At 40.6% G+C, this 14,616-nt stretch carries 12 protein-coding genes and 1 pseudogene; 1 reads left to right on the top strand and 12 read right to left on the bottom strand.

Translation table 11 applies throughout. The features are described from left to right. Positions 1-52 precede the first annotated feature (52 nt). The 10 genes and pseudogenes from AOC34_RS01390 to AOC34_RS01345 form a co-directional block, all read right to left on the bottom strand. Positions 53-1,180 (bottom strand): DegT/DnrJ/EryC1/StrS family aminotransferase, encoded by a 1,128-nt coding sequence (locus tag AOC34_RS01390; protein ID WP_325051257.1) that lies wholly within the window; start codon positions 1,178-1,180, stop codon positions 53-55. Next, a complete protein-coding gene (locus tag AOC34_RS01385; RefSeq protein WP_407675570.1) occupies positions 1,180-1,752 on the bottom strand; it encodes an acyltransferase in 573 nt (190 codons plus the stop codon). Before AOC34_RS01385 ends, AOC34_RS01390 begins: the two co-directional genes overlap by 1 nt. Before the next feature lie 2 nt (positions 1,753-1,754). Beyond that, positions 1,755-2,708, bottom strand: a complete 954-nt coding sequence (locus tag AOC34_RS01380; protein WP_108469984.1) for a Gfo/Idh/MocA family oxidoreductase — start codon at positions 2,706-2,708, stop codon at positions 1,755-1,757. A gap of 69 nt (positions 2,709-2,777) precedes the next feature. Beyond that, entirely contained in the window at positions 2,778-4,094 is a 1,317-nt protein-coding gene (locus AOC34_RS01375; protein WP_108468422.1) for a nucleotide sugar dehydrogenase, read from the bottom strand. Positions 4,095-4,113: 19 nt separating this feature from the next. Beyond that, positions 4,114-5,136, bottom strand: coding sequence for an NAD-dependent epimerase/dehydratase family protein (locus tag AOC34_RS01370; protein ID WP_108468421.1), 1,023 nt, complete (start codon positions 5,134-5,136; stop codon positions 4,114-4,116). Between the two features lie 82 nt (positions 5,137-5,218). After that, positions 5,219-6,034: a GumC domain-containing protein gene (locus AOC34_RS01365; RefSeq protein WP_159074766.1), complete on the bottom strand. Its 816-nt coding sequence runs from the start codon at positions 6,032-6,034 to the stop codon at positions 5,219-5,221. 167 nt (positions 6,035-6,201) lie between these two features. Continuing rightward, positions 6,202-7,302: pseudogene (gmd, locus tag AOC34_RS01360) on the bottom strand (GDP-mannose 4,6-dehydratase). Positions 7,303-7,348: 46 nt separating this feature from the next. Next, entirely contained in the window at positions 7,349-8,800 is a 1,452-nt protein-coding gene (locus AOC34_RS01355) for an O-antigen ligase family protein (protein ID WP_108468419.1), read from the bottom strand. 104 nt (positions 8,801-8,904) lie between these two features. Continuing rightward, entirely contained in the window at positions 8,905-9,882 is a 978-nt protein-coding gene (locus tag AOC34_RS01350) for a glycosyltransferase (RefSeq protein ID WP_108468418.1), read from the bottom strand. After that, positions 9,882-11,399 carry a mannose-1-phosphate guanylyltransferase/mannose-6-phosphate isomerase gene (locus AOC34_RS01345; RefSeq protein WP_108468417.1) on the bottom strand — a complete coding sequence of 506 codons (1,518 nt, stop codon included), beginning with the start codon at positions 11,397-11,399 and terminating at the stop codon, positions 9,882-9,884. The genes AOC34_RS01350 and AOC34_RS01345 overlap by 1 nt, the downstream gene beginning before the upstream one ends. A gap of 193 nt (positions 11,400-11,592) precedes the next feature. On the opposite strand from AOC34_RS01345, the gene AOC34_RS01340 reads away from it, so the two are divergent. Further along, positions 11,593-12,138 (top strand): class I SAM-dependent methyltransferase, encoded by a 546-nt coding sequence (locus AOC34_RS01340; RefSeq protein WP_199908307.1) that lies wholly within the window; start codon positions 11,593-11,595, stop codon positions 12,136-12,138. A gap of 340 nt (positions 12,139-12,478) precedes the next feature. Here AOC34_RS01340 and AOC34_RS01335 read toward each other — a convergent pair whose 3' ends face one another. Together AOC34_RS01335 and AOC34_RS01330 are read right to left on the bottom strand one after the other, a co-directional pair. Then, positions 12,479-13,645: a DegT/DnrJ/EryC1/StrS family aminotransferase gene (locus tag AOC34_RS01335; RefSeq protein WP_108468415.1), complete on the bottom strand. Its 1,167-nt coding sequence runs from the start codon at positions 13,643-13,645 to the stop codon at positions 12,479-12,481. Further along, positions 13,642-14,574, bottom strand: coding sequence for a GDP-L-fucose synthase family protein (locus tag AOC34_RS01330; protein WP_108468414.1), 933 nt, complete (start codon positions 14,572-14,574; stop codon positions 13,642-13,644). Before AOC34_RS01330 ends, AOC34_RS01335 begins: the two co-directional genes overlap by 4 nt. Positions 14,575-14,616: the final 42 nt, after the last annotated feature.

The raw sequence follows: 14,616 nt of genomic DNA, 5'->3' as shown, positions 1-14,616 counted from the left end.
GTCTTTCAAAAAAGATTAAAAAAATCTATATCCCGCTTCAATTAAATTTATCTCAATTTAACAAAGCTTCTATCACCCTATCTTGATCTTTTTCACACAGATATGGGCCCATAGGTAAGCTAATTACTTGTTTAGCAACACTGTCGCCAATTGGCAGTAGGGCGCCTTCATCTTTGACGGCCGGTTGTTTATTGAGTGGTGTTGGGTAATGCACCGAGAATGGAATATCTGCAGATTTCAACCTCTCCTGCAAACTCTCTCGATCTACTGCTTTAATCGTATATTGCGCCCAAACTGATTGATTCCAAGACTCTACATACGGACTTTCAAAAGAAATATTTGAATTCCCCGGAGGCTGATCACACAATTCCAGCAGGTTGGAGTATCGCCTCGCAACCCTCTCTCGCATCTGAATTTCTTCTGGAAATATTCGTAACTTAGCCAATAAAATTGCAGCCTGAATTGTATCTAACCTGCTATTAACACCCACCCTGACATGATGGTAACGTTTCTCCTGCCCATGGCGAGAAATTTGTCGCATAACAGTTGCTAATGTAGAGTCATTTGTAAATATTGCACCGCCATCGCCGTAAGCCCCCAACGGCTTGCTTGGGAAAAAACTTGTGCAGGAAATGGTGCCGAGATTTCCACTTTTTTGACCTCTGTAAGTTGCGCCAAAACTTTGAGCAGCATCCTCTATAACTGGTATGGCATAGGATGCGGCAATTGAATTTATCGCGTCAAAATCAGCGGGTTGCCCATATAAGCTGACCGCAATAATAGCTTTAGTTTTTGTTGTTATTGCTTCCTCAAGTTTTCCTGGATCTAAATTGAAAGTTTTAGGATCAATATCGACATAAACAGGTTTGGCGCCCAACAATGCAATAGTTTCAGCAGTTGCAATATAGGTAAACCCTGGCGTTATAACCTCATCGCCTGGCCCTATGCCCAAAGCCATTTGAGCAATTTGAAGCGCATCAGTACCATTGGCGCAACTAATGCAGTATTTAGCACCACAGAATTCAGACAACTTTTCTTCTAAATCAAATACCTCAGGGCCCAATATAAATTGACCATGAGAGAGTACGGCCTGAATATTTGTATTAATCTCAATCTTCAAGTGCTCGTATTGGGTTTTTAAGTCACTGAATTGCATGACTTGATTTTTTGTGCTGATCATTAATTTTCAATCTCCAATTGATCCTTAGTTAGCCTATACACTTTCCCAGTATTCGCGCAAGTAATCCGGGCCTCCCCACATAGTGGCAAGTTTAATTTTTCCCCATATTCGCTCATCCAACCAATTTGTTGTGCAGGAACACCGACCATCATGGCATAAGGCTTTACATCCCTAATTATTACTGCACCTGCCCCAATAAATGCATACTGACCAACTGTTAAACCACAAACTATCGTACAGTTAGCACCTAGGCTTGCACCTTTTTTTATTAAGGTAGGTTGATATTCTGATTTTCGATCAACTAAAGCCCTGGGATTAAATACATTTGTGAACACCATACTAGGCCCACAAAATACACCATCCTCCAAAACAACATTGTCATAAATGCTTACATTATTTTGAATTTTGCAGTCGTCGCCTATAGAAACTTTGTTTCCTACAAAAACATTTTGTCCTAAAGATACTCTACGACCAATTTTTGCTTCTCCACAAATATGAACCCAATGCCAAACTCGACTTCCCTCACCAATTGAAGCGCCCTCATCAATAATTGCGGTAGGATGAATGTTTATACTCACAACAAAACTGACTTTAAGAAGGGGTGATAATTACCAATCAAACCTTTCGGTTTCATATTGCGAATTTCTGCCACCGTCTCAATTGCGACCCTATTTTCCTCAAGGCCAAATCCATTTCCCAAAAGTATCTCCTGATAACTTTTTGTATGCAGATCAGTAAAACCATCTGAAAACTCAACTTCGTCTCCATCACAGACTATGGATCGATAAGTTCGTTGACCTTTTTCTCTTAGCGCTACAGGGACATCGTTTATATCAATAGATAAAAACCACCGTACACGTGCATGCTCATACTCAAGATAACCTGCAGTCTTGGTATTGGAGGAGTAATGAACTATATTTTCTTGAATTTTTCCAAAAACGAAATGTAGCATGTCATAAAAATGAACTCCAATATTTGTTGCAATTCCCCCTGACTGCCTCACATCCCCCTTCCATGACTGTAAGTACCAATGCCCGCGCGAAGCTATGTAGGTTAAATCAACATCATGTTTTTTTAGGTCTTTACCAGAGTTAACTTGTTTTTTTAAATCTATAATTGAAGGATGTAGTCTTAGTTGCAAAATAGTATTAATTCTTTTACCAGTATCAATTTCTATTTCTTTTAAACCATCTATATTCCAAGGGTTTAAAACTAAAGGTTTTTCGCAGATTGCATCCGCCCCCGAGCGCAATGCGAATCGGATATGTGAATCATGAAGATAATTTGGAGAGGCAACTGATACGTAATGAATTCTTCTATCGTCGTTCTTTCTGCTTAATTTATCAACAAATCTATCAAACCGCTCAAACTCTGTAAAAAAATCAGCCTCAGGAAAGTAACTGTCAATTATGCCAACCGAATCATTGGGGTCATATGCAGCTATTAAACCTCCACCACTCTCTTTTATAGCCCTCATATGACGAGGCGCAATAAAACCTGCTGCGCCGATTAATGCAAAGTTATTCATGTTCATATTGCCATCTTTAGTGCCATTTTGGCAGGTTAGATACATAAAGGCGTATCAGGTACTAATTAATTATAGACGTGCATCAGATAAATTGAGGGGGAAAAGACTCTTGACATCGAAAAAAACTGCATTGATGGTTCCAAAACTCTTAATTACATCTATGCCCATTTCTACAAAATCTTGATGGCCTACCGCCAAAATAACGGCCGAATACTTCCCTTTTTCAGGTAAAGCACTTAAACATGTAATCCCATATTCATGCTCTGCCTCTTTAGAAGAAACCCAAGGGTCGTAAATATCAACCGCTAGGTTATATTTTTTTAACTGAGAAATTATGTCGACCACCTTTGTATTTCTTAAGTCTGGGCAATTCTCCTTAAAAGCAAGGCCTAGCACTAAAACATAACTATTTAAAACACCCAGCCCTTTACGCAACATAATTTTTATAGTTTCATCTGCAATATGCACAGCCATGGAGTCATTTATTCTCCTTCCAGCCAATATTACCTGAGGTTGATAGCCGACTTGTTGAGCTTTGTGAGTAAGATAGTAAGGATCGACACCAATACAATGCCCACCGACAAGACCAGGTCTAAAAGGTAAAAAATTCCATTTTGTACCGGCAGCCTCAAGTACTTCCATGGTGTCAATACCAAGCCTATGGAAAATTAAACTTAACTCATTCATAAGTGCAATATTTAAGTCACGCTGAGTATTCTCAATAACCTTTGCCGCCTCCGCAACCCTGATGCTAGATGCCTTATGCGTACCAGCCGAAATTATTGAGCGGTAGAGCGCATCTATTGCTTCAGCAACCTCAGGAGTTGAGCCAGAAGTCACTTTTTTAATATCAGGTAGACGATGCTTTTTATCTCCTGGGTTAATTCGCTCGGGCGAATACCCGCAATAAAAACCTCCACCATCAAAATTTGGCATTAAATCTAAATCGAATGCTTGAATATATTTTAAACCTGAATATTTCTGCAAAATCGGTACGCATACTTCTTCCGTTGCCCCAGGGAATACCGTTGACTCATAGATAACAGTATCGCCAGAATGCAATGCAGCACCTACAGTGGAGCTTGCATTAATTAAAGGGGTCAAATCCGGACAATTAGCATTGTCAACAGGAGTTGGTACGGTGATAATGAAAACCTGAGCAGACTTTAAATCTTCTGCGTTACAGGTAAAGCTTAAATAATGAGCTTTAGTTAACTCCTCCGAAGAAACTTCTAATGTTTCATCAAAACCTTTTTCAAGCGCTTTTATTCTTTCGCGATTAATATCAAAACCAATAACTTTCAATCTTTTGCCAAACTCCACCGCAAGAGGTAGTCCAACATATCCAAGGCCAATAATAGCAACTGTTTTATTTAATAAATTCATAATATATTTTTAAAAAAATTTATCGGGGTAAATACCACGGCATAGTTAACATTAAACCATCGATAATATTGTGAGTTGGGGAATAGCCGAGAAGACTTATTGCCTTATTAATATTGGCATGGCTATGAATAATGTCTCCCTCACGAGCACTCTGATATAAAGCAGGATTCTCACATTTAACTTGATGAGAATTTAAAATATTTTTAAGAATTAGAAATAATTCATTTAGCGTGGTCTTTTCCCCCACAGCAACATTATAGACATTATTTCGAGCGGAGACGTCAGTACAAGTTGCTGCTAGAATATTAGCCTGAACTACATTATCTATATAAGTAAAATCTCTACTTTGTCTACCATCTCCATTTATAGTAATTTGCTTCTGCCCAACTAATGACCCAATCCATCTTGGGATAACTGCTGCGTATGCACCTTCGGGATCCTGTCTTTTACCAAATACGTTGAAATAACGAAGGCCAATAGTAGAAAAACCATAAGACCGGCTAAAGACCTGGGCATATAGTTCGTTAGTAAATTTTGAAACTGCATATGGGGAAAGTTGATGCCCTATACTTTCCTCAATCTTAGGAAGGGTTGGATGATCACCATATACCGAGCTGCTTGAGGCGTAGATAAAACTCTTCACGCCAGTATCCTTAGCTGCAGTCAGCATATTTAAAAAACCATCGACATTAGTCGCATTACTCGAAATAGGGTCTAAAAGACTCCGGGGCACTGAACCAAGGGCAGCCTGATGCAAAACATAGTCGACACCATTGCAGGCAGCTCTGCATTGTTCTAACTGAGTAATATCACCTTCAACAAAATTAAAATTCGACCATTTTTTATCTCCGATATTTGCCCTTACCTCTTTAAGGTTTTTTTGGTATCCAGTGGCAAAATTGTCAAGCCCAACAACTTGTTGATTATTTATCAGAAGGGTTTCCAATAAATTACTGCCAATAAAACCCGCAACTCCAGATATCAACCATTTCTTAGGTGCCTGATTCAATGTTGCAAGTGCAATTTGATATGCTGTTTGCATGTTGTATAAATACCTTTTTCCCTGAGAGGACGAGCTACAAGCCCGAATTTTACGCGACTAGAATGTTTATAAAGAAATTAAATTATTTGTATTTGTAATATATTTCGCGAAAAACAGCGAAAAATAAACCCAAATAAAAACCAACTATTAGGCCTATAAATAATGTTCCGAATTTAGGTGGAAATTCTGGGGATTTACCTAAATACATCTCAAAATTGTATCTCCTATTAATTAATTCAAATTCTGCAATCCTACGAAGAAGTTGTTGTCTTTGATCCTCAATATTGCGAATGCTTTGTGTCAACGCGAAATATATACTTAGATTATTTTGTGATCCTAAATTCAATTTTGATCGAGTATTTTTATCCTCTATCAATCGCTCGGTAACTTTATCAAGGTTAACTTTAGTATTTTCAATATCTATTTTTTCTTTTATTATCGATATCTGTATTATGTAAATCTTATTTGCAACCGCATTTATACATTCTCTTGCGAGCTCAGAACTTGGACGGTGTACGGTTACCTGCAATTTCGGCGGTGAAACTTTTAAAATAACGAAACTTATATAATTAAAAAAATTACTCTCTTTGGTGGCCATCGAAAAGCCACATTCTTTTTGTAATTCCAAGTCATCTTTAATGGCGCTCTTGATCTTTTCAATCAAAGCGGGTAGCTCAATAATAATTGACTGATCCGTGTCGCGATTAGTATATTGAATAGCCTTCAAATTAACTTCAGCTAAATAGTGCTTTTCAGAGCTTAAATAGTAAAAAATCGAAAAAATAAACCCCATCGCCATAAATAAGACAACAATTTTAAAGTTTCGCTTAAAAAACCATACAAGGTCAATAAGCTTAAACTCAAGGTCATTTTTCAAATTTTCGCTTTTATTCAACATATTTGGTTTGTACAAAAGTTTTAGATGTATCAGAATAATATACTTTAGGTGTGACAACGCTTGACTACCTTACTCTCCATAAAGTCTACGGTCATTATTACTTTATTCTCTTTGCCGATTGAGGTTAGCAGATGAATGGTCTAGCTTCTTTTTTCTTGTGACTTAAGTCACCCAACTTGACTAAAGCCATACTTGCTCAGTAAAGTATGTTGCTTGGCTTGGTCCAAATCATTCGCCACCATCTCGATAATCATTTCATCGAGGGTGATTTCGCGAACCTAGCCGAGTTTTTCTTTTGTTTTGGTTGTGTCGCACAAAATCGTTTCCACTTCCGTCGGCCTGTAATAACGCGGGTCAATTTGCACAATCATATCACCCACTTTGAGTGCGGGCGCTTTATCGCCCTCAATGGCCGCTACAGTGGCTTTTTCATTCTCAGCAGCGCCTTCAAACTTGGGCGTAATGCCGAGTTGTTTGGCGCTGCAAGTAATAAAATCGCGCACGGTGAACTGCACGCCTGTGGCAATCACAAAGTCTTCGGGCTTATCTTGCTGGAGCATCAGCCACTGCATGCGCACGTAGTCTTTGGCATGACCCCAATCCCGCAAGGCATCGATATTACCCATATAGAGGCACTCTTCTAATCCCTGGGCAATATTGGCTAAGCCCCGCGTTACCTAACGGGTTACAAAGGTTTCGCCGCGGCGCTTGGACTCATGGTTAAAGAGGATGCCATTACAGGCATACATGCCATAGGCCTCACGGTAGTTCACGGTAATCCAGTAAGCATAGAGCTTAGCGACAGCATAGGGACTACGCGGATAAAAAGGAGTGGTTTCTTTTTGGGGGATTTCTTGTACTAGACCGTAGAGCTCGGAAGTGGAGGCTTGATAAAAGCGGGTTTTCTTCTCCATGCCTAAAATCCGAATCGCCTCCAAAATACGCAGGGTTCCCATGCCATCGACATCGGCGGTGTATTCGGGGGACTCAAAAGAAACTGCTACGTGGCTTTGGGCGCCGAGGTTATAAATCTCATCGGGCTGACACTCTTGAATAATGCGCACCAAATTACTGGTATCGGATAGATCGCCGTAGTGCAAAACCAAATCACGGTGGTTTACATGCGGATCTTGATACAAGTGATCAATGCGATCGGTATTAAAGGAAGAGGCGCGGCGCTTAATGCCATGCACGACGTAGCCTTTTTCCAGCAAAAACTCCGCAAGGTAGGAGCCATCTTGGCCGGTAATGCCGGTAATGAGGGCAATTTTTTTCGTACTTTTTTAGCTAATTTAATTAAAAACGATTATAAATTTATTTACCAGTTGGAAATGATTTACCTGCAAGGCCACCTAAATTTCCATCTACCTTTGCATGAAGCCCAAAACCAGCAGTCCATAAGATTAAAAAAAGGAGTGCTTCAATATAGCCCTTGCGTGCTACCTCTGTAGTAATCATTAGCAAGGCAATACTAATTAACAACCAAAATGCAGCTGATCCCCAAAAATAGCGGGTTACTCGTTGAGAATTAATTAAAGCCAGAAGCCCAGATAGTAATAGCAAAGTTATGCCCGGAATACCAACGCCGAGGGTTAAATCAAGCCAAGCACTATGCGCTGTATCTAATGTGGACTCCGGCCACTTTTCTAGCGCCATCGCTCCAAAAGATTTGAAAATCAAACCATAACCCAATGGCTTCTCCGCAATAAACTCTAGAACTACTTGAGCCCAGGCTGCGCGCGCATAGTTCGTAATAGAGACAACTTTTCCCATATCATTTATTGGTAGACCACGAGCACCATAATCTTTCCAGGCATCAATATCATCTAGGCGCTGCGCAACCTTAATATCCGAAAACAAGGTCTTCCAGGAGTCATTTTTTTGCACATGTTGCGCCAATAAAAAAATCACCACCAGTACTGCGCTAGCAGTAAGTACACTCTTACGTAAATTCCATTGGGATCTTTTATCAAAACCAATTCTTATTAGCGTAGCAAAAAAGAGAACGCTTGCATAAGCAAAACCATTCTTAGCATTTTCTAGGTAAAAGACGGCAAAAACAGCGGCAATAATTCCTGAATAGACAGCCACGGAGAGATAAAAGCTCTGGTTTGGCTTCTTCATTATCCGAATGATTTGACCGCATGCTAAAGCAAGCGCTGGCAGACAATAGAAAATATAAGCCATCTTAGGAATATGCCATGAAGAGGGGGGCCATAGAATCATGGCGAAATCTGGTAAATTCAAACTCAATCTAGCGGCCAATGCCATTAGGCCAAACCTCAATAAGTAAATGCAAGTTGGTGCTGTAATGCCGGCCACAAAAATCCACTGAAGTATTTTTTCAAAACGGAGATCCTTATCTGAGGGCTCCTTTTTTTGATATGTCTGCCCAAGCACAATTCCTAAGCCAACTGCAAACGGAAGCCCCCAAAGAATTCGCTTCCATATGGTTTGGTACTCCTCTAACTGCAATTGATAATGACTGCTTAAGAAGCATAAATGAAAGGTGATCCAGGCCAAAAGAACGAATATCAGGTAAATAGGCGTTGCAGATTTGCTAATTAATAAATCTTTATTTTTGGCCATCACATACAGACCGAGAAGCGAGCCGATTGTGAGCAATACATGGCGTAAAGCAATCGTGTTTGGCTGAATCAAAATAGCCCACAGTAGCGCAAATAAGACAACCAGCGCCAATTTAACTGCGTCAGCAGAACGCAATTGATTGGGGGAAGTGTTTGTGCTGGAGGCTCGTAAATTCATTGATAAAAATTAATAAAAGTTCATTGCTGGATGAAGAAGGCATTTCTTTTTATCCGCCAAAAAGGGGTGGCAATTTATGTTACAAAATAGCTTCTTGAGTAGAATCATGCCTTCCCTCTTAAGGCACGAATGCCGTCCCTAAAAACATGCGCTATCGCAAGAACAGGATAAAATAAAAAGTATCGAGAATATCGATATCGATCCTTCACCGGAACCTCTGAGGAGCCCCAAAATACAATTAATGCTTTGATGGGATTAGGACTTTTAAAGAGCGTCAACACCGAATTACAATAAGCCATTCGCTGCTTAATTAAATCATCGACAATAAACCGTCTATTAAGGGATACGGCATCCCTTAAAAATTGTTCTAACTCTATTATCTCAAAACCCATACTGCGGCTAATTTCTGCTCTTCTATGGCCAATTTGAAATCCTAATTTTTGGCTGATACCGCCCCGGCGGTGTTTAACCAGTGGAATGGGTAGACGTACGCACCCCCCCATCAACATTGCCCTAAAGACCAAACATTGATCTTCATAAGGTAAGTTGCTATCCAATGGCCCAATCTCGAGTAATTTCCTGGTTACCATATGGCTTGCACCAAAAAAAAATGGTCTTCTCCTGAACCATTTTTCCGTAGTCCAATCCTCTAGATTGCTGCTATCTTTGCGCCTTAAAACCTCTCCGGCTAAAGACATATCTAGAGCATCTGCGGCGACTAAATCATATCTCTTTTGATTATCAATCCAGAACCGAATCGATTTAGAGCAGCGATCTGGCATTGAAACATCATCACCCGCCGCCATAAAAATTAACTCGCCTGTTGATTGCTCAACGGCAGCAGCATAGTTACCAACCATACCTAGATTTCTCGTGTTCCGAGAAAGAATGAGCTTCTTAGGTCCAATATAAGAATGTGCAACATCCAAAATAATATCCCAAGTGGCATCGCTGGAACAATCATCACTGACAACAATCTCGATATTGTCTATGTCTTGATTCAAGATGCTTTTAAAAGCCTCTTGAACAAATGCTGCTTGGTTATAGGTCAATAAAACGATGGAGGCAGTTGTGCCAGACATTAACTACCTCTTCCATAGTTATCTTCAAAACGCACAATATCATCCTCTCCCAAATAGCTACCGGACTGCACCTCAATAATCTCTAAAGGGGTCTTGCCAGGGTTTGCTAGTCGATGAGTTTGGCCTTGCGGAATGTAGGTACTTTGATTTTCAGTGAGTGTAATGACCTGATCTCCGTTCGTAATTTCCGCAGTACCCTTCACCACAATCCAATGCTCGGCGCGGTGGTAGTGCATCTGTAGGGACAAGCTTGCTCCTGGCTTAACCTGTATGCGCTTCACCTTAAAGCGCTCACCCTCATCGACACTGTCGTACCAACCCCAAGGACGGGCTACTTTACGATGCAGATTCTTTTCTTCACGCTGTTGAGCTTCCAGTTGATTCACGATGTGTTTCACATTCTGGCTCTTGCTGCGATCTGCCACTAAAACGGCGTCCGCTGTTTCAATCACAATCACATTATCCAAGCCAACTGCACTTACCAATCGGCTACTGGCATGCACTAATGAGTTTCTTGAATTACTGAGTAACACATCACCACTCGTGACATTACCGTCAGCATCTTTATTACCCACTTGCCAAACCGCATCCCAGGCACCCAAATCATTCCAACCTGCATTGAGTTCTACCATCTTGGTTTGGTACTTGCTGCCAGGGCATTTTTCAATGACAGCATAGTCAATCGACTCACCTGAAATGGTGTTAAATAATTCTTTATTGGGACGTACAAAGGCTCTGCCGTCTGCTTGATCTTCGGTCTTTTGATCCCATGCTTTTTTGGTGGCATCCAAAATATCAGCGCGATATTCTTGCAGGGCGGCAAGCCAAGTACCTGCGCGCAGCACAAACATACCACTATTCCAAAAGTAATTACCGTTGTCTAAATACGCTTTAGCTGTCTCGAGATTGGGTTTCTCAGCAAACTGCTCAACAGCATACTCTGCAAAACTGCCTTTAATTGCGGAACGCTTTATATAGCCATAGCCAGTTTCTGGCGCAGTTGGAGCGATGCCTAATATGGCAATCGTTTTGTTATTGGCATCACCTACAACAACCGAGATACAGCTTTGTAAGGCACTCAGAAACGCATCTGCATCTTGAATGGTTTGATCGGCAGGGGTAATTACTAAAATTGGGTCGTTATCCATGCCAATATTTATTTCTTGTGCATACAGCGCCGCTAAAGTGAGCGCCGGGGCGGTATTGCGGCCCACAGGCTCCAGCAAGAGAGTGGCATTGACACCCTCCATCTCGCGCAATTGATCCAGTACTAAAAATCGATGGTCTTCATTGGTAACAATCAGGGTGCCGCCAAGTGCAATGGATGCGCCAGTAGTTGCGCTGCTAGATTTATCCCCAATTTGATTAAGGCGCCTTACGGCCTCCTGAAACAAACTGGTATTTTGATCATTACCCGATAGTGCTAAGAATTGCTTCGGGAATCCTGATCGTGACAAGGGCCAGAGCCGAGTGCCTGAGCCACCACACAAAATCACAGGGCGAATTAATGGGTTCATTTCATGATTTTAACGAACTGAAGGCATTATTTTAAGTTTATAGGTTAATATTGTTCCAACTTTGCAATTTTCGTTTAAAACGAGTGGTTTTTTTGATTAATTCCTAATGAGTCCAATTTATAAAATTTCTCGTTTTTTTAAGATATATACGGTTGGCAGGAAATCAATCGGCCGCTTAATCGATTTACCTAAAGTGAAGTCAGTCGACCAGTGCTTAGAGGGGTTGATTGCCAAAAAAAACATTCTCAATGAAACTGCTACGCTTGATCTGGGTTGCGGCTTAAGTCCAAGGAATCCATTTCAGGCCGAACGCGTATTCGGCATTGATATACGCGATAATCCCAATAAATGCATTAAGTGTTCCGACCTGATAGTTGAGCCGATTCCATTTGAAGACAACGCATTTGACTTCATCACTGCATTTGACTTCCTAGAGCATATCCCGAGGATTGTCTATGCACCCCATCGTCGCTTTCCATTTGTAGAGCTGATGAACGAGGTTTGGCGTACCCTCAAGCCAAATGGCTATTTTCTTTCACACACACCGGTCTACCCCTATTCTGAGGTTTATAGAGACCCAACCCATGTGAACGTAATAACGTATGAGACATTTGCAGCATACTTTGATGATGTTCACAGAGATGCTGAAATGTATGGGTTCAAAGGCTCATTCAGAGTGGTTAGACAATACATTAATGCGCCACACCTCATCACCATATTGCAAAAAACAGTCAGGTAAAAAGTTAGTTTGTACTAAGACAGTTTGCACTAAGACAGACTATCCCAGAACTAAATAAGCACTTTAATATCTTTTGTAACTTCATTTAGCGAGGATGGTTTTTTCATATCACCCAGATTAATAGCTGCCGGACTCAAATATACTGTATTGAAATAATTACAAGCAATTAAGAATGCCTGAGATACTTTTTACCCACCTTACTCGCTCTTAAGGAGTAAAAACTGCTGAAATTAGTCGAAATTTATTAAGGCCTTACTTGGCAAATTAACTAGGGCTCAAGAGGGCTGGTGGAGTCCGCAAAAAACTCTCTGTAACCAACACATTTAGATCCTCAAACTTCTCAAATATTTTCTAAGGCTTTGATCGCGTCACAAATTGGATGGTGATGGTTCCCAATAAATAAACCATTCTGATCTACATGCTCAGCATTCTTCAATTGCCCATGAACTTCTGAGTTAAAAAATTTGACCACTTCATTTTTAGCAAAATTCCCAGCGACAATTGGCCTACATTCAAAACCTAAATTAGTAAGCCTACCAATCAAATCCTTTCTTATCCAAGATGACTTTGGCTTAATTACTAAACTAAACCCAAACCAACTACTCTGCCCAACTTCAGACTGAATCAATATCTCCGGATGATCTCTTAAGGTACTTTGCAATAAAACAGCATTATTTCTACGCTCTGAAATTAAATGCGGTAATTTTTTAACTTGCTCGATTCCTAGGGCGCCAGACATCTCCAAGGGTCGGACGTTGTATCCGGGTAGTACAAAACGAAATGACTCTTCAAATGAGTCTTCACTTTTAGTCCCACACACATGATTTTCTTTAGGTAAATTTCTAGTCCAGCCATGAGCGCGAAGCGATAGAAGAATGTGATAAAACTCTTCGTCATCGGTGACAACTAGGCCACCTTCCATTGTTGAAATGTGGTGAGAAAAGAATGAGCTGAAGCTACCCATTACACCAAACGTGCCAGCCATTTTCCCTTCGAATTCAGCGCCTAAAGATTCGCAATTATCCTCAATAAGAACTATATTTCTATCACCAATAATATGCTTAATGCTTGAAAAATCATTTGGATTTCCCAGCAAATTAACAGCCATAATTGCACGTGTCTTCTCTGAAACTGCAAGCCGCAGCTGATCTAAATCGTAGTTTAAAGTGTTTAAATCTATATCCACAAACTTGATCTTTAATCCGTACTGATAAAGCGGGTAATAAGTAGTACTCCACGACACTGCTGGAACGATCACCTCATCACCTCTATTAAGCTTAAGACTTGAGTTCTTTGTATAAAAGAGCGCAGCAATCATTAGCAAATTCGCAGACGAACCAGAATTGACCATCACCGCATACTTGCTGCCAATATATTGAGCGAAATCACACTCGAATTGGGCAACTTTTGGCCCCATTGTGAACATACCGCTAGAAATTACATCTTGCAGGGCTTGATACTCAGCCTCATCCCAGGTGGTGGTGGCTAAAGGGTATTTAAAATTCATTGCGTACTCTTTAAATAAAAATTATAGGATTTGGTGATGCCCTCTTTCAAAGAGGTAGGAGCCTGCCAACCCCATGCCCTTTGTAGGTCAATTGATACTAATTTTTGCTGCATCCCTACAGGTTTTGTAAGGTCATGTATGAATAGGCCATTCCAGCCTACCACATCAGCAACCGCCTGATAATACTCATTAATGCAGTAGTCAAAACCCTGGCCAACATTCATGAGGTGGGGAATTTGATCAAAATTCAAAATAGCTTTCAACACAAAATCGGCTAAATCTCCCGCATACATAAATTCGCGACGTGCAGTTCCATCGCCCCATATCTCAACTTTTTTTTCTTGCATTACTTTTGCTAGATGGACCTTATGAATAATGGCCGGAATTAAATGTGAGTGCTTAGGGTCAAACTTATCAAAGCGTCCAAATAAATTGCAGGGTACGAGCGTTTTATATTTTAATGAGCTATCTTCTTTATGCAGATACTCACATAGACGGGTGGCAAATATCTTCGCTAAAGCATAGCCTTCATTGGTAGGCTCAAGCTCACCCTTGAGAATCAAGTCCTCAGTGAGTGGGTTGCTGGCATAACGTGGATACATACATGAGCTCGATAAATTTAAAAGATTTTTCACGCCTACATCACGCGATGCCAGAATCACATTGCGTCCCAAATCCACATTCTCAACCAAAAAATTGACTGGATTTGCCATGTTAGCCTGAATACCCCCAACTAAACCTGCGGTATGAATTACATATTCTGGGAGGTGAAAGGCAACATAATCTCTCACCCGGAGAAAATCGCGCAAATCCAACTCTGATCTAGTTGGCGCTAAAAAAGAAAACTGTTCTGCTAGGGGATGCTCGAGAATGTTACGGCCAACCATGCCTCTTCCACCCGTTAGCAAAACTTTAGGCTTTATGCCCATCTCATAATCAAACCGTTCAAACCTACCTGGATATGAGTCATG

This window comes from Polynucleobacter difficilis (assembly GCF_003065365.1).
Classification (GTDB): Bacteria; Pseudomonadota; Gammaproteobacteria; order Burkholderiales; family Burkholderiaceae; genus Polynucleobacter; species Polynucleobacter difficilis.
The sequence above is the reverse complement of the archived record's forward strand: the minus strand, read 5'-3'. Positions and strand labels throughout refer to the sequence as shown.